Genomic DNA, 19,682 nt, shown 5'->3' on the forward strand with positions numbered 1-19,682 from the left:
AAAACAGATATTCAAAGAGCAAGTAAGGTTAGATCCACAAAAGGATTATTAGTACATCTGTTTGGAAAGATTGCAGTTGCCTTTATAAACTTAATATTTTAACCCTTGATTCGCATATGTTAGTAATTTGTATATGATTAATCAACATTTTAAAATGGCATTAGGAGTTGAGAATTTATTCAACAAAGATTATTCTCCAAACATTGCATGGTGGACAGTCAGAAATCAAGACTTTGTAAAATCACCCGGCAGAAGAGCCACTTTACAAATACAGTATAGTTTTTAGGCTCTGAATCAAAAAAATAATTGATTCTGTCATAATTTTAACCTTTAACACTTGTAATGAAATTAAAAAAAACAATCCGGAAATTGCATCTTTGGTTAGGTTTAGCTTCAGGAATTATTATTTTTATAGTAGCCCTAACGGGCTGTATTTATGCTTTCAAAGACGAAATAACAAGCTACACCAAGCATAATTTTGATTATGTAAATACACAAAAGTCAAGCCGGGTCTCACTGGATGTAGTTATCGATTCTTTCAAAAAAAACCATTCTGAAAACAAGTTACAGTTTATTAAACAGAAAGAAAGTGATCCTAATGCGACAATAGTTCTGGGTGATGAAAAAATTCAGGTAGCCTATAATCCTTACAACGGAAATGAAGTGATGGCTCTGGATAGTACAGCATCCTTTTTTACATTGATTTTAGAGATTCATCGCACCTTACTTTTAGGGGGCATCGGCAAGAATATAGTCGCTATTTCAACTTTTGTGTTCCTTTTTATGCTGATTTCAGGCCTGGTCTTGTGGTTTCCAAGCCGTTTAAAAAATATAAAATCCTTTTTTGTCATAAATAATAAATCTGCCAAAAGATTAAATTTTGATTTACATAGGATTGGAGGTTTTTACGCTGCTTTCGTTCTGGTTTTTATTGCAGGCACGGGTTTGTTTTTCTCATATGATTTTGTAAAAAAAGCAGTATCTGCCATTACCTTTAGCGAACCGTACACCAAATGGGGCCCAAATTCAGGAACACAAAAATTGGCGGAAACTGACATTGCTGCAATCTATTCACAAATACAAAAAGAGTATCCCAATTGTATAGAATCAAGTATTTTCTATCCAAAAGAAAGTGATGGGTCTATCCGTGTGAAATTGAAATACGCCTATGAATACATCCCAAAATACAATACCTTTTTTGTGGATCAATTCTCAGGGAAAATTTTACAGACTGATTTAAACAAAAATGCATCCACAGCCGAGAAAGTTAAAAATTCAATTTACGGCATTCATACTGGCTCTATTTTTGGGATTTTCGGTAAAATAATTGCCTTTTTTGTAGCTGTAATTGCTGCTAGTTTACCTATTACAGGTTTTATAATGTGGCAAAGGAAACAAAAGAAGAAAAAGAAGAAATCACAACAGACCAATTAATTTTATTTTAAGTCTAGCTCTTTTTACTTAAAACCAATATTGGTGAATGATTCGATTACTTATCAAGTTGTTGATGATAAAAATGTTGTAACGTCTTGATAAAAGTGGACCTGAATTAACAAATCAAAAATAAACCTCGCTTAAAAGTCCCGAAGTTTCGGGACTTTTAAGCGAGGTTTATTTTTATATTATCTCTTTTTATTTAAATTTTAAGTTCCTATTTTAAAGACTTTTGTTGTGAAATGCACTCTATTATTGATTCATTTCCAGTTTCAGTATATAACAATATGAAAATTGCAAACTGCAAGATTCTTAATGATAAAAAATGGAGAGGTACACAGCGAGTATGCGAAATTATTTTTATGGTGTCAAAGTTCAATTACTTACAACAAAAAATGGAATTTCTATAGCTTTTCATTTCACACCAGGTAAAACGGCAGACGCAAAAGCTTTAGGAAATAATGATTGATAAATTACCCGCAAAAGCATCCATTTATGGCGATAGTGCATACACAGATTATGGTTTAGAGGATATTGTGTTAGAGAGAAAATGTATTTTATTGAAAAGTCAAAGAAAGTCAAACACTAAACGAACAGACACATTAGAACAAAAAAATGAAAAACTAAAAATGAGAAAAAGAGTAGAAACAACCATAAGCGGCATCAAAAAAATGTTTTCAAGAACAAATACATGCAGTAACATTGGAAGGTTTTCTAATAAAACTTACATTGTTTGTATTTGGATTCCAATTAAACAAATCAATTAACTGGCAACTTGAATTAATTACTATCCTGATCACTGATTACAGTTATCCGAACACTGATCACTGAACATTGATCACTGATCACTGAATACTGAACACTGATCACTGATCACTGATCACTGAATACTGAACATTGATCACTAAAAAACTGATCACTAAAAACTTTTCTCTACCTTTACTTTATGTTTACACTATTTAAATCAAAACCTGTACTTAAGGATCTAATCCCTGATAACCATATCGATATCCACTCCCATCTTTTGCCGGGTATAGATGATGGCGCCAGAACTTTTGAAGACACGTTACGATTGACCCGAGCCCTTCAAGGTTTTGGGATTTCACAGTTTATCACTACCCCGCACATAATCCAACAGGTATGGGAAAATACCCCTGAGCAAATTCGATCTAAAGAAACAACAACTGTAATGGAATTAAAAAAACAGGGGGCCACCGTTCCTTTTAAAGCGGCGGCCGAATACCTGATGGACGATCAGTTTGTGCGACTTTTTCAGTCTCACAATTTATTAACGCTTAAAGACAATTATGTGTTGGTAGAAATGTCATATATAAATGCACCTATCCAGTTGTATACGATCCTATTTGACTTGCAGGTGGCAGGATATATTCCGGTTTTGGCACACCCGGAGCGCTACTTATTTTACCATTATAATTTTAATGAATACCTAAAATTAAAAGCTGCTGGCTGTTTGTTTCAGTTAAATTTATTGTCAGTTGTTGGCTATTATGGTGCCGAAATCGCTAAAATAGCCGAGCGATTGCTACAAAAAGGAATGTACAATTATGTGGGTTCTGATGTGCATCATGACAATCACATTGCCTCTTTTGAACAAAAAGTAAAACTAAAAGACGTAGCACCGTTAAAAGAAGCCATAGCCAACAATCAGTTTTTTAAGTTTGAATAGATATTAAAGCCCCACTCCTATTTCTTTAAATTGAAACTGATCAATACATTCTGTTGCCTGAGCCTGAATTTCTATTTGAATCTTTCTTGATACGAAAGAAAAAAACGAAAATCGCATACATATAAAACACAAGTCCTAAATTTTCGGCTCCCTTTAGGGTCACTCTATGGGACAAGGAGAAAAAATCTTCTTTTGTCCCGTTTTTTTACCTCTAATTCATTGTTAATTAACTATCTTAAAATCTCTATCTGTAAGCTTCCGCAATTTTATTTTATAAAACATTAAAACACAAATTCTAAAGTTGTGTAAAAAGTTCGAGTATCCGACGGAATGATTCCTGGGCCTGGATAACCGGTTGCTCTTCTGGTGAAATAACTGTTGTTTGTAAAATTGGTGATTCCGGCTTCCAGTTTCCATTTTTTCCATTTGTAGGAGGTTGAAAAATCAGCTACATAATAGGCTGGAATTTGACCAAAAATACCATACGTATTGTCATTTGCGTCTGTTTTACTGTTATTAGCTTCTGTAAATTGAGAGGAAACATAGGTAAATTGTATGCTCGAAATAAAGTTTTTATATCCAATTCCTGTTCCCGTTTTTATGTTGTAAAGCGGTACGAATTCCACTTTGTTTCCTTGAATATTTGGCGCGTCCGATTTCAGATATTCCGAATCGGTAATAGCGATATTGGAGAATACATTCCAAACAAAGTTGTCGTTTTGTTTGAAAAATGTTTTATTTAAACTCCAATCGAACATCGTTTCAAAACCATAAGTAACTGCAGTTCCAATATTGTCTCTGAACCTTACAATTGCAGCGGAACCATTGGGGTTTCTAGTTTCATATTCGCCTATTTTATCATCATAATACAAGCCATAAACACTAGCGTCAAAAGTTACTTTGTCGCCTATTTGTCCTCGAATCCCAATATCAGAAGTATATCCTTTTTCGTCTGTAATATTTTCATCAATCACCTGACTTGGACTCACAGTGCGGATATCATTGAAAGTTACCGAACGATAATTTTGTGAAACATTTCCATAAAATTCAATTCGGTTTTGTGGTTTATAACTTAATCCAACACCCAATAAAACAAAATTTCGGTCTTTTATATTATTCTCAAACTTCGTTTCGTCCAGTATTACATTTCCTGCTAAATCCAGATTTATTTTTCGGTAAGAGCCTTCTGCCTGTGTTTTTATTTTTTCAAATCTAAAACCTGGGGTTATAGAAAAATTAGATGTTATCTTAAATATATTTTCTCCAAAAACAGACACATTCAAATTCGGGTACGTATAGTTGGATTGGTTGGCATAAAAAGGGAATTCTGTATCAGCAACATTAAAATTGGCATCACTACCGGAACTTCCCGGACCTTGAATTCCTGAATTTTTCGATTGATAATATTTGGCTCCAATTAAAAAAGCACTGGTGTTGTTTTTTATTTTGTAGCGTTTTAAAAATCGTGCTTCTGCACCCCAATTGACAAATTTACCTACTATTAAATCTCTTTCCGTTCCTAAAACATCAGGATTTGAAACTCTATTAGAACGATATCCGACAGCTTTTCGACTTGCATCCAGCCCAAATAATTGCAATGAAAAATCGGCATTAGCATTAAATTTATGTTTGAATCGCAAAGCAAATAAATTCCAATTTACGGCAAACCAGTTCCGGGTTCTGTTGCTTTGCGTTGGGTTTTGGTTAAACATCACATCAGTCAATCCGCCGGCTTGTTGGGCTAAATAATTAAAATAAGTGTAGTCGAAATGCAAGGAAGTTTTATCGTTGAACTGATAATTCAAATTCCCAAAATAGTTTTTGCTCTCGAATTCAGAATTGGGTCTAAAACCATTTCCTTGTTTGTAATTATAAAAGGTGTAGTAACTGAATTTATCTTTTGTACCGCTTAATGAAGTAAAATTGGTAAACAAACCATAAGATCCAATGGTATTTCTTGTTGTAAATTCGAATGGTTTTTTACTTGGCGTTTTTAATTTAAAATTAACTAATCCACCAAATTGCGTTCCGTATTGTAACGATGCTGCACCGCGAACTACTTGTATTTCTTCTAATGCTTCGGTGGGTGTGGCATAATAACTTTCAGGATAACCGAGAACATCTGCACTAATGTCATAACCGTTTTGACGGGTATTAAAATTGGATGTTCGGTTTGGATCTAATCCTCGTCCACCAATACTTAATTGCAAACCGCCATCGGAACTTTCGTTGATGGTTAATCCTGCAACTTGAGCAAATATCTGACGTGCATTGTTGGTGGCCTTGTTTGCCGTTAGTTTGTCCAATGAGATTACTTCGGTTTTTTTTCCGGCATAAATGGCAGTTTCATCAATATCTTTTAATTTATTGAGTGCAAATATTTTTTCTTTTTGATTCTTTATAACCACTTCCGAAAGGTTGGTGACTTTATCTAAAATAATAACAATACTTTCATCGGATGTTGCAACTGTTTTTTCTAAAACAGCATAGTTCTCTTTGTAAAAAACGAGTTCATAATTACCATACTTGTCTAATTCTATTGAAAATTCTCCTTTAGAGTTAGAAAAATATTTAGTCCCGGAAGTTTTATTATAGATTTCAACGGAAGCCAATCTTTTGCCATAGTCAGATGTAGTTATTCCCGAAATTTTATATTGGGAGAAACTATTTATCGTAAATAATAAAAATAGAATGCAACTAAAATCCTTTAATTTCATCGTTAAAAGGTAATATCCAAGTTTTGTGATGGAATGTTTCATTTTCTTTGGCTAGATTTATTTTTGGGTCAATGTATAATTTGCTTAATCTTCCGTTGAGAGCGACGTAGCTTTCTACTCTAACTTCCGGATCTTGAATGCCTTGTTTTTGATAATAATCGTGTAAATAATGTGCGTATTCCAAAATAAAATCCGGTTGAAACGACATTTGCTTTTCCTGAAAAGAAGTTAAAAAATGACTGTTATTGATCATTCTATTTTCTTTCGTTTTCGCATCGGTAACAATAAATTGGGTGTAACCGGCTTTTTCCATAAGCATCACGCGCCACGAAAATCGAAATCCTTCTTCTGTCCAAAATAATTCATCCGGATACAATACATATCGAAAAGGAAATAATAACTGGAAAGCTACAAAACATGTTAAAAAAGCGATTTTAGTTTTATAAATCCCATTGAAATTCTGAATTTTTTCTTTTCCGTTCTCAAAGACAGTTATACTGAAATTGAATAATTTTGAAACAATTTGCAAACACTTTTTATGAAAATTGGCATCAAAAAAGAGTAATGAACTTACAATCATTATATACGGAAAAACACCAATTGGGAAAAGAATTTTAGTCAGAATATGAAATACTACCACTAAAACAAAGGCGAATAATCGAGTTCTTTTATAAAGTAATAAAAAAGGAATACTTAAATCGTAAATCATTCCTGTCCAACTAAAAGCATAATGCACCCAATTCTCGTTTAATAAAGAACCAATTATGGGTAAATTTGAATTATTGGGTAACCAGATTTTGAGTGGCATCGCTTCAAAAAGCCAGTCGGAATTGAGTTTTGCCAAGCCTGCATAAAAATATACAATCCCTAACAACAATTTTAAAATATCGATTGTCCAACTCGGGATTTTCTGAAAGGCAATTTTAGGATTTCTATAGGCATCAATAGAAAAATAGGCATTTGCCGGTAAAAATATCAGTATAAAACTCACAACCGTAATAAAATAATAATGATTCAGGTAAGTGGTTTTATCCATAAATTCAATGTAGGTAAAACTCAGGAAAAAGATAATAATCGATACTTTGTATTTATATCCGATGGCGACAAATAAAGCAGCTATTCCTGAAATAATAAATAATAAATACGTATAATTTCCAAGTGGTTTTATCCACTCAAAGCCATAATACGTAAAGTGAAATTGGGGTTGGATGTAGAATTTATCAATCCAACCGTAACTCACAAATCGTACTAGACTTAAAACCATCATAAAGCCAAACGCTAGCCTGAAAAAAGCTAGCGTTGATGCCTCTGAATATTTATTTAGATATTTTGTTACACTAAAACTCATAATTAATCGCCATCGCCATCTACATAATCAATCGTGATATTTAATGCTTGCATCATATCTAGTTTTATGTAGATTACATTTTGCTGTAAAGCATCATAAGCGGCAATCATTTTTGAATTGTCAGTATTTATTTGTTGTGAAAAACTGTTGTTAAGCGCATTGTTTACTGTATAAATAGTAGCAAATTGATTGTTTATAATAGCACTTAATTGCTGACCATTTCTAATAGCATTTAAAAAATCCAAATACGTTTTTAGGCCTTCTCCTGTTGCTGTACTATTAAAATGTTTTCCATTAAAAAAATCTTGTTGTGCTTTTATGGAAACATTTAACAACTCTTTAGAAATATCATTTTTATAATAGCCCTCCACTTTTTCCGGATATTTAACACCGCTTGAAAAAATCCCTGCCGGAATTCCTAATTTACCGGTACGAATATCTTTTTCAAGATTTTTTACAAATAGATTTGTTGTTTTGTTTACTGAACTGCTTACCGAAGTCCCGTTGTTAGCCACATAACTATTTCTGAAACCTGAATTCCAATCGGTTACAACTGCATCAGCATTTGTTTTTAGTTTACCCACAACAGCTGTTAAATACTGCTTGTAATTTGCAGCATTTACATTTGTAGCATAAAAACCAACAATTGAAGCGTCATTTGTACCCAAACCATTTATCAAATAATCCAATGCCGGAAAACCTTGTTTGTCAAATTGCGAGAACAATGCTAAATTGTAACTTCCGGATGAAATATTTGATTCTATACCAATTGTACTTGTCGGATAGGTATTGGAAGCCATATTAAGATTGATTTCCTCTGCTTTACCCAAATTATACATTGATATATATTGATACGCTTTGTAGGCTTCAAGCCAAGAAGTTCTAACCGTTTGAAGATTTGCTTCAGTTGGGGTAGCAACAAAAGTATTAGTATTAGATACCAATGTTTGAAGCTTTGCTTGATAATTTACATAACTTGGGACAATGATATTATCAGCCCAATTGGTTAAAAGTGCCGTTCTATCATAATTATTTCCGTCAGTATTGTTATCTCCCTCATTTGATGAGCAAGCTACAACCAGAGCAATAAGACTTAAAATTAATAGGATCTTTTTCATATACAGATAATATTTACTTTTTAAAGGAATATGGAATTAATGACGGATACTATTTATCTTTTTGGTGTCATTGAACTTCGTTTCGCATATCTTCGTCGGTGTTTGCATCGAGTTTACGTTATGCTCATTTCATTTCTTAAAAAATTTATGCAAAAGTACAAAAAGCAAGAGAAGTTAACTTCTCTTGCTTTGCTTTTTATTGAATTAATTTACTGTAGCTGCTTGAGCCACTGTAAAACCAAATTTAGTTGCAATTTGTGTTGATATAGCATCTAGTTTTGCTCCCAAGGTATCGATAGCCCACAGACCATTTGTTCCGCTTACCATAGAAGCTAACATTGTATCTACTTCTGCTTTTGTAAAATAAGGACTGTTTGTTCCTGGTTTATTTGTATAACGCAATGACATAATAAAACCGTAAGCTTCTGACAAAGCGTGGAAAGCTTTTGCTCCATTATCAGTTGCTAATTTACCTTTTCCTTCTTGCAGATAAAATACGGCTCTAACCGCCGGTATCACTGCTAATTTTGCTTTAATAATATCAATTTGAGCATCACGGGTTGCATAATCATTGGCAACAATTGCCGCTCTACCTTTACGGAAAGCCAATTCAATGTCTGCTTTAAGGGTTTTAAAATCAGTATCGGCATTAACTTGATTGATATAACTGCTCCAAAATTTAAAAACATTTGGTGTAACAGTTAAATTATCTGCACCATAAATATAACCATAAGCTTCATCCCAATTATGCTCCATTTCTGTATAACTCTTTCCAGTCAATAATACTTTGTTCGTATTGTCAACTTTATTGGTTCCGCCATCAAGCTTGTTTACACTTAAATAATTATTTACCACTTGATCCAAAAAGCAAGCACCCATCATTCCTTTTAACAATACTTGTTGTGGCTCTAATCCATTTGAAGCCAATAATCGTTTACTTGTTCCATCTAAATAAACACCGGCAACGCCTGCAGCAGCAGTCGCACCTTGACTGGCAGCTTTAGCATTATCGAATTGGGTTTCAAATAATTCACGAACACTCACTTGTTCCGATGTTGAACCACCACCTAGATATAGAGAAAAATAATCTTTTGAAGCAGCCGTTTTATCTTTTAATTGTTTCCCTGATGTATTTAAACCTGTACCTGTAAAACGGTTGTTCGTATTTGTATACATTTCAGACAAAAATGCATCATCAGCCACTGTTCCGTTTGTTGCTGCTGTTTTAAAATAGTTCCCCATTTCATCAAGCATTAATAAACGACTTGATTGCCCTGAATAATCTACAGAAGTCACCGCGTTTCTTTCGAATGTGTAAGTTGCCGGAACAGTATAATTAAAAGTTTCTTCGACTGCAGCATCGTCATTTGAACAAGAAGTAAGTGCTAATAATAAAATTGGTAATGCGGAAAGAGATAATTTTTTAAAGTTCATTTCAGTTAATTTAGATTGAATTAAAATAATTTTTGCAAACATATAAAAAGATTATAAAAAAACAAGTGTTTTATTTAGATTTATTATGAATAATCTGTTGAGGGTAATAAATTATTTGATTTATTGGTCCATCAAAAATAAATTTACTTACATATTGAACCAATGTTAATGCTGTTATTTTTGATAAAAATTCTTGTTTTAAAACCTTCAAAAGTTTTAGCATAATTTCTTCTGATTAAGAACTGATCACATAATTGTGAGAAGAATGCTTCAATTCTTTTTCTTGATTTTCTAAAGATATATGGTTGTGGCTTATAATTTTTTTGATTCTTTCTTTTTGGTGTTTCTAGTTTTATATTTACAGTTTGGAATAAGTTGAATTGATTCTGACAAATAGCCTCTGTCTCCAAGTAGCACACAATTAGACATTTGTTGTTTTTTATTTTATGACTATCCGTAATGCGGACTAAAATCATTTCGAATACAATTTTCGTCGTTTGTACATTTATAAAGCATAAATATTAGCCCACAGATTGTACTGATTATACCGATTTACACGGATTTTTTTACTCGGTGAATCAAACTGTTCGTGTAATTAATTTCAACGAATGAATTCGTGGCAATTCGTGAAATTCGTGTTTATTTTTAGACTTATGTCCAGACGATAGGCCCAGTTTGGACTGGAATACCCAATAGCGACAGCATTTTTATAAAAACGTATCGAGAACCGTTATGCACACAAATCTTCTCAATACCACAATAGCCTGCCCTGAGTTTTTATCGAAAAGTCAGTTCGACATCCTCAACGTCAGTTCGAGTGATTTTTAAAGCTAAACTTAAAGTATTTTGAAGAATAAAACATAAAGCTTTAAAAATTGTATCGAGAACCCGATACCTTTTTGGCTGTACCAATCCTATTTTAAATAAAAAAGGTTACAAAGAATAGTACTTTGCAACCTTTTTTTATACAACGCTTTAAAAGCTATGTTACTTATCTAATAATTCAAAAGTGGAATTCATACTTTTGAACTCCGGTACAATTTGTTTCATTCTCATTACAATATGGTCATTTTCAAAGTGATTTGCACCTCTTATAAGTTCCTCAATATCCGTATTCAGGGTTTCAAATTCGTCCAGAATTTCTTCTGAAATCATAATTTTTTCATGGTGGGTAGGCAAAGTCTTGGAAGTATCATTAAGTAATTCTTCGTATAACTTCTCCCCCGGCCTTAATCCGACAATCTGTATTTTGATATCTTTATCCGGAATAAACCCGGCTAGCTTAATCATCTTTCTGGCCAAATCAATAATTTTAACGGGTTTTCCCATATCAAAAATATAAATTTCCCCGCCATTACCCATGGCTCCCGCTTCCAAAACCAATTGACAGGCTTCCGGTATGGTCATAAAATACCTAATGATATCAGGATGTGTAATCGTGACCGGTCCTCCATTAGCTATTTGTTTGGTAAACAAAGGGACTACAGAACCATTGGAACCTAAAACATTTCCAAAACGAGTGGTAATAAATTTTGTAGCATTTTTTTCCTCTTCATTATTATTTTTTAATTGCAGGGATTGCACATATTTTTCGGCTATTCTCTTACTGGCTCCCATTACATTACTTGGGTTCACTGCTTTGTCAGTAGATACCATGACAAATTTTCTAACCTTATACAAGCAAGACAAATCGGCAAGATTCTTAGTCCCCTTTACATTGGTAAGAATTGCCTGAGAAGGATTTTCCTCCATTAGAGGCACATGTTTATAGGCAGCTGCATGAAAAACCACTTGAGGTTGATAGCATTTAAAAACCTTATCCATAGCTTCTTTATTTCTTACGTCGGCAATAACGGTATGTATTTCCGAATAAGAACCTAAATTTTTCATTTCTAAACACATATGATGCAATGGTGTTTCGGCCTGATCTAAAATAATTACTGTTTTAGGATTGAAAATTAATACCTGGCGTACAATTTCGCTTCCAATAGATCCTGCAGCACCGGTAATCAAAATGGTTTTATCTTTAAGCTGCTTAGAAATCAATTTACTGTCTAATACAATAGGTTTTCTTTCCAGTAAATCTTCAATTTGGATGCTTTTTACTTTTTTGGAAATCTCTTTTTGATTTTCCCAATCGGAAATCAGTGGCACGGTATATACGGTATAATTGAATTCTAAACATTGGTCTACAATGATTAATTGCTCCTCTTTGGACAAGCTTTTATCGGCAATAATAACTGCTTGGGCATTAACGGAACGCATTAATGGCGGTAGTTTTTTCTTTTTAATTAATATTGGTAAATCCAACATCCGTTTAGTTGCATTTTGGCTGTTTTTATCCACAAAACCAACAATTTTAAATCGGGTAGGTGTCTCAAATTTTAAAGCATTCGCAACCGATATGGCATTGGCATCCGTACCATAAATAATGGTTCTAATTAATTTATTCGTCCCTTGTTCTGAAAAATAAAATTCGAAAGTTTGTTTTATGACAACGCGATATAAAAATAGCCCACAAAAGGAAAGCACTATATTGATAAAAAAAGCCGTATTTAAAAACGCTTTCTGTCCATACAACAACTCATAACCAAAATTAAAAAAAAGAAACAGAATAAGGACAGCCATTTGCGAAAACAAAAGCTTAACCGCATCAATATAGGAAGAATGTCTGATAATTCCGGAATACGTTCTAAACAACCAGAAAAAGAAGATATTTACGCCAAAAAGAGACACTATGAATCTAAAGCTGTATGGAGTAATGATATAGCCTAATCCTGTTCCTTTGAATATTAGAATCGTAAAAAAAAACGACAGCACTAAAACCGAAAAATCCATAATAATAATAATCCATCTGGGCAGATAGCTCAAATTATGAATATTAAATTTCAAGTTTTCTCTTGAAAAAAAATTAGAGTTTATAGGCGATGAGCCTGAAGTATTAGTATCACTCAAAATAATATTTTTAAAGATTACTGTTATTATGAAAACAAAAATAACAATTAATTAATGGATAAAAGGAAACAAATCAATCCAATTTCGTTTTAAAAGCAATTAAACAACAAAACTGAATTTATCTCATCTTTTTTTAGAAATAACTTCTTTTTTTCCAAATAATTTTAAGATAACGGATTTTATTCTATTACAATCTTCAGGAGTCATATTGGAACCTGATGGTAAACAAAGCCCATTATTAAAAAGGGTCTCGGCAATATGGTTGCCATAATAAGGATGTTTTTCAAAAACAGGCTGTAAGTGCATGGGTTTCCACAAAGGCCGGGATTCAATATTTGCTGCTTCTAATGCCAATCTTAGAGTTTCTCTCGTAATCCCATTGGTTTCCAGAGGATTTATTAGAATGGTACTCAACCAATAATTAGAAAAATAAGTAGCATTAGGCACTTTAAAAACGGTGACCCCTTCGATAGCTGCAAATAATTCGATATAAAATGCATGCACGTTTCTTCTCAAACCAATATGATAGTCCAAAACTTCCATTTGTCCCCGACCTATACCCGCACAGATATTACTCATTCTATAATTATATCCTATTTCACTATGCTGATAATGCGGTGCAATATCCCTGGCTTGTGTCGCCAAAAAAATAGCCCTGTCTTTTAGTGCTTTCGAATGAGTCACAATCGCCCCTCCTCCAGAAGTAGTTATGATCTTACTCCCATTAAAAGAGAAAATTCCAACATCACCAAACGTACCGCATTGTTGTCCCTTGTAGCTGCTTCCCAAAGCTTCGGCACTGTCTTCAAGAATAGGAATAGAATATTTATCGGCCACCGCTCTTATCTCATCAATTTTATACGGAACCCCATACAAATGAACGGTGAGTATTACTTTTGGGGTTGCGCCTTTTGCAATCGTGTCTACAATAGCTTCTTCAAGTGCAATAGGACATAAATTCCATGTTTCTGGTTCACTGTCGATAAACACCGGAGTTGCTCCCAAATATAAAATAGGATTGGCGGAGGCTGAAAAAGTCATACTCTGACAAATTACGGTATCTCCTGCCTGAACTCCTAAAAGGATTAATCCCAAATGAATGGCTGCCGTACCAGAATTTAAAACGGCAACATGATGCGAACCTAAATAGGCTTCTAAATGGTGTTCGAAACAATCTATGTTTGAACCGACCGGAGCAATCCAATTCGAATCAAATGCTTCTTGTACGTATTTCATTTCACTGCCTCCCATGTGAGGAGCCGAAAGCCAAATTTTGTTTTTATGCATCTTCTAAAAAAACTGTGAAAATTGTATTCTGCTAAATTAAGAAAAAAATACTCCAAGATTCCGGTTGCTAGTTGGGTGCAATTATTCAAAACGTCAGTTCGAGGTATAATTTTTATTCTAAAAAAAGCAATATAAAATGACGTTTTGAGAATGAGGTCAATAATTCCCCTCCTTTGGAGGGGTGTCCGAAGGGCGGGGTGGTTATAATCCGTATTTTAATAAAAACGTCAATGGTAGTGTTTTTTTGTGGAGTAAAACGGAACAAAACTTCTCGATACGCTTCGCACTCGAAGTGACGTGTATCGAGAACCGTTTTTAATAATAATTTTCTAATTCTCGATATAATTTTCTTCCCGAGGCTTCGGGAGAAAATCACTCGAATTGACGAAAATTATCATCAAAAACTAATTACACCCAACGGGTTATAATACTAATTGCACTATTTTTTTCTAAAAAAAATAAACCAAATCGTTTTCAAAATAATGATGATATCTCCCCAAAAACTTCGATGATAGTAATAGTCTAAATTCATCTGTACTTTATCCGAAAAAATAACACTGTCGTTGTAAATAGTAGGTGATGTCTGCTTTTCTAACAAATATCCCTCTTTGCTATATTTTAAAGAAGCTAAACTGGTTAATCCAGGTTTCAATTCTAATATTTTACGATTTTCACCTTCTAACAAATCATAAGAACCCGGCAAATCTGGTCTTGGGCCTACTATACTCATTTCCCCTTTTAAAACATTAAAGAGTTGAGGCAACTCGTCTAGCTTATAGCTACGAAGTAGCCTGCCTATTTTGGAAATACGGGCGCTGCCTGAAGACGATGAAACTTGAATCGTTCGGAGTTTATAAATTTTGAATGGTGCACCAAATTGACCTATACGCTCTTGGATGAAGATTCCATTAGTATGCGTATCTATAACGGCCAGCAGCCAAGAAATCAATATAACCCAAAAAAATAAGAGAAGTGCGAAGAGGGAGAAAATAATATCAAAAAATCGCTTTGCCATACCTTTCGAAGTCTTAAATTCCTAAAAAAACAATATGCTTATCCGTAGTTTACCTAGCAAGGGATTTTATATATTCCATTTTTCTCGCAAAGGCGCGAAGACGCAAGGTTCAGCGTACGAATAGCTTTGCGGCTTAGCGCCTTTGCGAGAGATTAAAAACGTTTAAGAGATATCGACTTATTTACATAAAAAACAACTGAAGGTTTAATGTTAGCAGGGTCGAATTCCCCTCTTGAGAGGGGTTAGGGGTGTGTTTTTTGTTTTTAAAGAAAAATATCCATTTGATGATATTAGTGTAAAGTTATCACAGCTGTTAAAAAAAATAGACCAAGTACGAGTTCATTAGACTTAGCATTGGTATTTATGTAAGTAACTCGAAAGAGATATTTGAACCTCCCACCATTCGGGACTAAAAAACAATCTTGCATACTATCGAAATAATAAAAAGCGGCTTGGGTAACAATGCAGATAATCATAAAAAACAATACCGTAACCCAAGCAAAAACCGAATTACAAATTCTTCAGGACCAATTTACGAGTAACAAACTTTCGGACCAGTAAATAAATAAAGGTCAGTAGTACTAAAAATCCACCGATAAAGAACAGGGTTAAATATCCTTTGGTAGCCATATAAATAACGAATCCGTTTATTCCCAATTGAAATCCGGCATAAATAAAGGCAACCAAAATATGAGAATAGCCCATTTCATTGGCTAGATATTGGTACAAATGGCTACGGTGCGGCTGAAATATATTTTCTTTTTTAAGTAATCGATTTATGATCGTGATAATGGCATCTATCCCATAAACAGAAAAGAAAAGAATATACCCGAGTTGTCCCGAATCAATAATGGTCTTTATCATAAAATAGCCTAAAAACAGCGCCATACTGATACTGCCAACATCCCCTGCAAAGGTTTTAGCTTTTTTCCGAACATTAAACAGCCCAAAAGCAAAACAGGACAATCCCATAGTGATTAGTAACGGCAAGCTGGCTTCGTTGATGGGTAAAAAAGAAAAACTAACGATAGCCGTTAAGGCGTATAAAACGGTTATTCCATTGATCCCGTCCATAAAATTAAAAGCGTTTACCCAACCGATCAGTAAAACAAACACAATAGGTAGCAACCAGATGGGCTCATAAAACAAGTGTAACTCATAAAAAACCAAACCAACGGCTATGACATGTGATACAAATCGGGGCAACTGGGACAACGGCTTGATATCATCTATAAAACTAACTACCGCGACCAATACCACTGCGAGGGTTACTGCCCAAGAAACATATCCCAAAAAAAAAGCGATACTTATGGCTATCGGAAAAATAATCCCGCCTCCTCTTAAAGTAATGGAAGTATGGGACGATCTGTTATTGGGTTTATCAATAATATTGTACTTATCTGCAATTTTGAAATAAATAAGCTCAATACCAACCAATAAAATAATTAATGCAATATATACCATATTTTAAATTATATGTAATTCGAAATCTATTATCTGAAATACCATTTGAAATCTGAAACCTGAAACTGAAACTGAACAGATCACTGAATACAGAATACTGAACACTAAATACTGATCACTGATCACTAAAACCTACAACTTATGCCTCAGCAATCCCAAAAGATACTCTCCGTAACCCGATTTCTTTAAAGGCTCTGCCAGTTCGTTTAGTTGTTGGTCAGTGATAAAACCCTGTCGCCAGGCAATCTCTTCGATACAACCTACTTTCAGCCCTTGACGTTCTTCAATAACCTGAACAAATTGTCCTGCCTGCATCAGGCTATTAAAAGTTCCGGTATCCAACCAAGCGGTTCCTCTGCTTAAAATCCCTACTTTCAAAGCTCCTTTTTCTAAATACACTTTGTTCACATCAGTGATTTCATATTCACCACGAGCACTGGGCTTGATATTCTTGGCAATTTCCACGACTGAATTATCATAAAAATACAAACCGGGTACCGCATAATTGGATTTCGGTTCTACTGGCTTTTCTTCAATGGAAAGCGCTTTAAAACTAGAATCAAATTCAACCACACCATAGCGCTCCGGATCTGAAACGTGATAAGCAAACACAACTCCACCTTCAGGATTGGTATTGGATTGCAACAACTCATCCATATTGGAACCAAAGAAAATATTATCTCCTAAAACCAAGGCTACGCTATCTTTTCCGATAAATTTTTCTCCTATGACAAAAGCTTGCGCTAAACCATTTGGAATAGCTTGTTCTGCATAACTGAATTGACAACCTATTGCCGTTCCGTCTCCCAACAACTTTTTAAAATTAGGCAAATCATGTGGGGTGGAAATAATTAATATTTCATTAATACCCGCCATCATCAAAGTGGATAACGGATAATAAATCATGGGTTTGTCATAAACAGGCATCATTTGTTTGCTCATGGCAAGTGTTAACGGATGCAAACGGGTACCGGATCCTCCTGCTAATATAATTCCTTTCATAATTGTACTCATTTTACGAATTAATTCGAATTTTTCAAATTAATCATTCTTTTATAAGTTAATGAGGGTGTGCCGAAATTAATCAACATACCCAATTCCAGATTTGTACATTTTAAATAATTGGTCAACTGCGTATAAAATGTGACAGGTATTTGTGAGACAGCTTTTATTTCGATAATAATACTATCATAACAAACAAAATCTGCTCTATATTGTTTTTTCATAAGCTGTTTATCGTAATATAACGACAACTTTACTTGTCTTTTAAAGGGAATTTTTTGAATTTGAAATTCTTTTTCCAATGCTTCCTCGTAGACCGCCTCCAAGAACCCTGCTCCTAATGACCGATGCACTTTCATACAAGCGCCAATTATAGCAAAGCTTTCTTCTTTGTAAAGTATTTTATTCGTAGCATTCATTAGTGAAATTCGAATTAATTCGAGTTAATTTGCATATTGCTTCTCGTAATACGAAGCATAGGCTCCCGAAGTAATATTATTCAGCCACGTTTGATTTTCCAAATACCAATTTACGGTCCTTTCCAATCCTTGCTCAAAAGTAACGGAAGGCTTCCATCCCAATTCTCTATTGATCTTACTGGCATCAATGGCATAGCGTAAATCATGTCCTGGACGGTCTTTCACATAAGCAATCAATTGCTCAGAGGCTCCTGATGCTCTTCCTAATTTTTCATCCATTATTTTGCAAAGCAATTTCACCAAATCAATATTTTGCCATTCGTTAAAGCCTCCAATATTATAAGTATCATGGTTTTTGCCCTCGTGAAATACCAAATCAATAGCTACGGCATGATCTTCCACAAAAAGCCAATCACGGGTGTATTTCCCATCACCATAAACCGGCAGTGGTTTATTTTGAATGATATTATTAATAAATAACGGAATTAATTTTTCAGGAAAGTGGTAAGGACCATAATTATTGGAACAATTGGTCAAGACATAAGGCAAGCCATACGTTTCGCCATAAGCCCTAACAAAATGATCAGAACTGGCTTTCGAAGCTGAATAAGGGGAATTAGGATCATACGCAGTGGTCTCGGTAAATAACCCTTCGGCACCCAAACTGCCATAAACCTCATCAGTACTGATGTGGTAAAAACGTTTCCCTTCATAATTTCCTTGCCAGCTGGCCTTCGCCGCATTCAATAAATTCACGGTTCCTATCACATTCGTTTTCACAAAGGATAACGGGTCGGTTATGGAACGGTCCACATGAGATTCAGCAGCCAAATGCAAAACACCATCAAATTGATGTTCCGCAAACAATTGGTCAATAAATGGGGCATCAACTATATCTCCCTTGATAAAAGTATAATTAGGGGCTGCCTCTATATCAGCTATATTTTCGAGATTCCCGGCATACGTAAGTGCATCCAAATTAAAAATTTGATACTGCGGATATTTTTTCACAAAAAGCCGAACTACATGGGATCCAATAAAACCGGCACCACCGGTAATTAATATTTTTTTCATCTTTATTTTATATTTTATTTTAAATCTATTCGTCTTTCCGTTTGATAATGAGATACTATATTCCACAGTTCTCAGCCTGTCCTGAGCTTTTGTCGAAGGATCAGTTCAAGTGATTTTATAAAAATAGCGACAGCACTTTTATTAAATTGTATCGAAAACTTTATTTATCAAATTTTTTCTTTGCTAAATTAACCAAACCATCAAAATCTCCTCTAATCAAGGCTTCTTTTTTAAATCTTGACCATTTTTTAATTTGCTTTTCCTTTTCAATCGCCAAATTAATATCTGTAAATTCACAATAAAAAACCAATTCTAAAGGTCTCTTATTAAATGTATAACTGTCAGGATGGAACCCTGAATTATGTTTAAACATTCTACTTGCTAAATTACTTGTAACACCCGTATAATAACTATCGTCCGAGCATTTTAAAATATAAACATAGGACAGTTTCATGTAATTATAAAATATTTTTATTCATTTGGCCTCGTCAGTTCGATTACTCTCCCGTCAGTTCGAGTGATTTTTAAAGCAAATAAAATCTTTATTTTATAAAAAATCCCAACCGCTTTAAAAATTGTATCGAGAACCGAGAACCGTTGTGCATCCAAAACTTCTCGATACTTTTTTGGCTTAACACTAACCTCTTTCAAAACAAATCCTTTCAAGCCAAAAACACTCGAAGAGACGATTGTTATCATAATCGCATAAAGTCATCAAATCCATAGCC

Annotated in this window: 17 protein-coding genes and 1 pseudogene; 5 read left to right on the forward strand and 13 right to left on the reverse strand. The window is 34.1% G+C overall.

Annotated elements, in window-relative coordinates:
• Nucleotides 1-154 precede the first annotated feature (154 nt).
• The 5 genes from ACNO7W_RS15895 to ACNO7W_RS15915 all read left to right on the forward strand — a co-directional run bounded on the left by ACNO7W_RS15895 (nucleotide 155) and on the right by ACNO7W_RS15915 (nucleotide 3,121).
• The gene (locus ACNO7W_RS15895; RefSeq protein WP_417938857.1) at nucleotides 155-286 is read left to right on the forward strand and encodes a hypothetical protein; all 132 of its coding nucleotides are present in this window, start codon (nucleotides 155-157) and stop codon (nucleotides 284-286) included.
• Between the two features lie 56 nt (nucleotides 287-342).
• On the forward strand, nucleotides 343-1,434 hold the full coding sequence (locus ACNO7W_RS15900) for a PepSY-associated TM helix domain-containing protein (RefSeq protein ID WP_417938858.1): 1,092 nt from the start codon (nucleotides 343-345) through the stop codon (nucleotides 1,432-1,434).
• Between the two features lie 325 nt (nucleotides 1,435-1,759).
• Nucleotides 1,760-1,903, forward strand: a complete 144-nt coding sequence (locus ACNO7W_RS15905; protein ID WP_417938859.1) for a hypothetical protein — start codon at nucleotides 1,760-1,762, stop codon at nucleotides 1,901-1,903.
• Nucleotides 1,896-2,201: a hypothetical protein gene (locus ACNO7W_RS15910; protein ID WP_417938860.1), complete on the forward strand. Its 306-nt coding sequence runs from the start codon at nucleotides 1,896-1,898 to the stop codon at nucleotides 2,199-2,201. The genes ACNO7W_RS15905 and ACNO7W_RS15910 overlap by 8 nt, the downstream gene beginning before the upstream one ends.
• A 179-nt stretch (nucleotides 2,202-2,380) precedes the next feature.
• Nucleotides 2,381-3,121, forward strand: a complete 741-nt coding sequence (locus ACNO7W_RS15915; RefSeq protein WP_417938861.1) for a tyrosine-protein phosphatase — start codon at nucleotides 2,381-2,383, stop codon at nucleotides 3,119-3,121.
• A 281-nt stretch (nucleotides 3,122-3,402) separates the two neighbouring features.
• On the opposite strand, the gene ACNO7W_RS15920 is transcribed toward ACNO7W_RS15915, so the two are convergent.
• The 13 genes and pseudogenes from ACNO7W_RS15920 to ACNO7W_RS15980 all read right to left on the reverse strand — a co-directional run bounded on the left by ACNO7W_RS15920 (nucleotide 3,403) and on the right by ACNO7W_RS15980 (nucleotide 19,408).
• On the reverse strand, nucleotides 3,403-5,838 hold the full coding sequence (locus ACNO7W_RS15920; protein ID WP_417938873.1) for a TonB-dependent receptor domain-containing protein: 2,436 nt from the start codon (nucleotides 5,836-5,838) through the stop codon (nucleotides 3,403-3,405).
• A complete protein-coding gene (locus ACNO7W_RS15925; RefSeq protein ID WP_417938862.1) occupies nucleotides 5,819-7,186 on the reverse strand; it encodes an HTTM domain-containing protein in 1,368 nt (455 codons plus the stop codon). The genes ACNO7W_RS15920 and ACNO7W_RS15925 overlap by 20 nt, the downstream gene beginning before the upstream one ends.
• Nucleotides 7,187-7,188: 2 nt before the next feature.
• Nucleotides 7,189-8,304, reverse strand: coding sequence for an imelysin family protein (locus ACNO7W_RS15930; RefSeq protein WP_417938863.1), 1,116 nt, complete (start codon nucleotides 8,302-8,304; stop codon nucleotides 7,189-7,191).
• Nucleotides 8,305-8,508: 204 nt separating this feature from the next.
• Nucleotides 8,509-9,738, reverse strand: a complete 1,230-nt coding sequence (locus tag ACNO7W_RS15935; RefSeq protein WP_417938864.1) for a DUF4856 domain-containing protein — start codon at nucleotides 9,736-9,738, stop codon at nucleotides 8,509-8,511.
• 70 nt (nucleotides 9,739-9,808) lie between these two features.
• Nucleotides 9,809-10,182: pseudogene (locus ACNO7W_RS15940) on the reverse strand (transposase); the annotation flags it as partial.
• Between the two features lie 543 nt (nucleotides 10,183-10,725).
• The gene (locus ACNO7W_RS15945; RefSeq protein WP_417938865.1) at nucleotides 10,726-12,693 is read right to left on the reverse strand and encodes a polysaccharide biosynthesis protein; all 1,968 of its coding nucleotides are present in this window, start codon (nucleotides 12,691-12,693) and stop codon (nucleotides 10,726-10,728) included.
• Nucleotides 12,694-12,816: 123 nt separating this feature from the next.
• A complete protein-coding gene (locus ACNO7W_RS15950; protein ID WP_417938866.1) occupies nucleotides 12,817-13,980 on the reverse strand; it encodes a DegT/DnrJ/EryC1/StrS family aminotransferase in 1,164 nt (387 codons plus the stop codon).
• Nucleotides 13,981-14,419: 439 nt separating this feature from the next.
• Entirely contained in the window at nucleotides 14,420-14,995 is a 576-nt protein-coding gene (locus ACNO7W_RS15955) for a sugar transferase (protein WP_417938867.1), read from the reverse strand.
• Nucleotides 14,996-15,505: 510 nt separating this feature from the next.
• Nucleotides 15,506-16,459, reverse strand: a complete 954-nt coding sequence (locus ACNO7W_RS15960; RefSeq protein ID WP_417938868.1) for a UDP-GlcNAc--UDP-phosphate GlcNAc-1-phosphate transferase — start codon at nucleotides 16,457-16,459, stop codon at nucleotides 15,506-15,508.
• Nucleotides 16,460-16,591: 132 nt separating this feature from the next.
• The gene (rfbA, locus tag ACNO7W_RS15965; protein WP_417938869.1) at nucleotides 16,592-17,461 is read right to left on the reverse strand and encodes a glucose-1-phosphate thymidylyltransferase RfbA; all 870 of its coding nucleotides are present in this window, start codon (nucleotides 17,459-17,461) and stop codon (nucleotides 16,592-16,594) included.
• A 20-nt stretch (nucleotides 17,462-17,481) separates the two neighbouring features.
• A complete protein-coding gene (locus tag ACNO7W_RS15970) occupies nucleotides 17,482-17,880 on the reverse strand; it encodes a GxxExxY protein (RefSeq protein ID WP_417938870.1) in 399 nt (132 codons plus the stop codon).
• A gap of 24 nt (nucleotides 17,881-17,904) precedes the next feature.
• Nucleotides 17,905-18,954 carry a dTDP-glucose 4,6-dehydratase gene (gene rfbB / locus ACNO7W_RS15975; RefSeq protein ID WP_417938871.1) on the reverse strand — a complete coding sequence of 350 codons (1,050 nt, stop codon included), beginning with the start codon at nucleotides 18,952-18,954 and terminating at the stop codon, nucleotides 17,905-17,907.
• Between the two features lie 160 nt (nucleotides 18,955-19,114).
• A complete protein-coding gene (locus ACNO7W_RS15980) occupies nucleotides 19,115-19,408 on the reverse strand; it encodes a GIY-YIG nuclease family protein (protein WP_417938872.1) in 294 nt (97 codons plus the stop codon).
• Nucleotides 19,409-19,682: the final 274 nt, after the last annotated feature.

The organism is Flavobacterium sp. ZB4R12 (genome assembly GCF_048276375.1).
GTDB lineage: Bacteria > Bacteroidota > Bacteroidia > Flavobacteriales > Flavobacteriaceae > Flavobacterium > Flavobacterium gawalongense.

What these genes read in the sequence shown, in the direction of transcription:
- ACNO7W_RS15895 (WP_417938857.1), top strand. Translation starts at nt 155, where the DNA reads ATGGCATTAGGAGTTGAGAATTTATTCAACAAAGATTATTCTCCAAAC.
- ACNO7W_RS15900 (WP_417938858.1), top strand. Translation starts at nt 343, where the DNA reads ATGAAATTAAAAAAAACAATCCGGAAATTGCATCTTTGGTTAGGTTTA.
- ACNO7W_RS15905 (WP_417938859.1), top strand. Translation starts at nt 1,760, where the DNA reads ATGGAGAGGTACACAGCGAGTATGCGAAATTATTTTTATGGTGTCAAA.
- ACNO7W_RS15910 (WP_417938860.1), top strand. Translation starts at nt 1,896, where the DNA reads ATGATTGATAAATTACCCGCAAAAGCATCCATTTATGGCGATAGTGCA.
- ACNO7W_RS15915 (WP_417938861.1), top strand. Translation starts at nt 2,381, where the DNA reads ATGTTTACACTATTTAAATCAAAACCTGTACTTAAGGATCTAATCCCT.
- ACNO7W_RS15920 (WP_417938873.1), bottom strand. Translation starts at nt 5,838, where the DNA reads ATGAAATTAAAGGATTTTAGTTGCATTCTATTTTTATTATTTACGATA.
- ACNO7W_RS15925 (WP_417938862.1), bottom strand. Translation starts at nt 7,186, where the DNA reads ATGAGTTTTAGTGTAACAAAATATCTAAATAAATATTCAGAGGCATCA.
- ACNO7W_RS15930 (WP_417938863.1), bottom strand. Translation starts at nt 8,304, where the DNA reads ATGAAAAAGATCCTATTAATTTTAAGTCTTATTGCTCTGGTTGTAGCT.
- ACNO7W_RS15935 (WP_417938864.1), bottom strand. Translation starts at nt 9,738, where the DNA reads ATGAACTTTAAAAAATTATCTCTTTCCGCATTACCAATTTTATTATTA.
- ACNO7W_RS15950 (WP_417938866.1), bottom strand. Translation starts at nt 13,980, where the DNA reads ATGCATAAAAACAAAATTTGGCTTTCGGCTCCTCACATGGGAGGCAGT.
- ACNO7W_RS15955 (WP_417938867.1), bottom strand. Translation starts at nt 14,995, where the DNA reads ATGGCAAAGCGATTTTTTGATATTATTTTCTCCCTCTTCGCACTTCTC.
- ACNO7W_RS15960 (WP_417938868.1), bottom strand. Translation starts at nt 16,459, where the DNA reads ATGGTATATATTGCATTAATTATTTTATTGGTTGGTATTGAGCTTATT.
- rfbA (WP_417938869.1), bottom strand. Translation starts at nt 17,461, where the DNA reads ATGAAAGGAATTATATTAGCAGGAGGATCCGGTACCCGTTTGCATCCG.
- ACNO7W_RS15970 (WP_417938870.1), bottom strand. Translation starts at nt 17,880, where the DNA reads ATGAATGCTACGAATAAAATACTTTACAAAGAAGAAAGCTTTGCTATA.
- rfbB (WP_417938871.1), bottom strand. Translation starts at nt 18,954, where the DNA reads ATGAAAAAAATATTAATTACCGGTGGTGCCGGTTTTATTGGATCCCAT.
- ACNO7W_RS15980 (WP_417938872.1), bottom strand. Translation starts at nt 19,408, where the DNA reads ATGAAACTGTCCTATGTTTATATTTTAAAATGCTCGGACGATAGTTAT.